This is a genomic window from Vibrio sp. 1249-1 (genome assembly GCF_033340495.1).
In genome coordinates this window covers 1-931 of sequence record NZ_JAWOWJ010000224.1, presented here as the reverse complement: position 1 = coordinate 931, position 931 = coordinate 1, and the positions used below count along the sequence as shown (strand labels likewise).

The following is a 931-nucleotide window of genomic DNA, read 5'->3' as shown; positions in this document are numbered from 1 at the left end:
TTCTCTACTTATTTTGATCGCCGGTCAAAACAACTGGTTTCACCTTACGGAGATTGCAACCGAGACGGTAACAAGGATCAACTTTGAAGACTTTTTGTTGAAAGGCATCCTTGGATTTTTGCTTTTTGCTGGCGGCTTGGGCATCAAGCTACCCAACTTAAAAGATCAAAAGTGGGAAATCACGGTATTGGCTCTTGGAGCAACCCTGTTCTCAACCTTCTTCATCGGCTTTGTTCTTTATGGCCTTTGTATGCTGATCGGCATACAGTTTGATTTGGTTTACTGCTTGCTGTTTGGCGCATTAATCTCGCCTACCGACCCGATTGCCGTTCTAGCTATCGTTAAAAAGTTAGATGCACCTAAACGTATCTCGACACAGATCGAAGGGGAGTCACTATTCAATGATGGCCTCGGCTTGGTTATTTTCGTCACGCTTTTCACCATTGCATTTGGCTCAGAAGCACCAACAGTCGGTAGCGTCACTCTACTCTTCATCCAAGAAGCGATTGGCGGAATCGTCTATGGCTTTCTATTGGGCTTAGTATTCCACTACCTAATCAGTGCTACTGACGATCACTCAATGGAGCTACTACTTACCATCGGTGTTCCTACAGCAGGTTACGCATTTGCTGAGTACATTCATGTTTCAGGCCCACTTGCGATGGTGGTGTCGGGAATTATGATCGGTAACTGGACGCGCTTTATTGGCTTCTCTAAAGAGAGTGAAGACCACCTAGACCACTTCTGGGAGTTAGTAGATGAGTTCCTAAACGGCGTGCTATTCCTATTAATTGGTATGTCGATGCTGCTATTTAAGTTCCATGAAGAAGACTGGATCATGATGGCAATTGCAGTCCCTCTGGTGCTAGCCTCTCGCTATCTCAGCGTCTTTATCTCATACATAGGCTTTAAACGTTACAGAAAATACAAC

Annotated in this window: 1 protein-coding gene; it reads left to right on the top strand. The window is 44.8% G+C overall.

Features of this window, described 5'->3' with window-relative positions; genetic code table 11:
- The coding region (locus tag R7Z50_RS25425; protein ID WP_318149467.1) for a sodium:proton antiporter at positions 1-931 on the top strand (931 nt) is incomplete at both ends.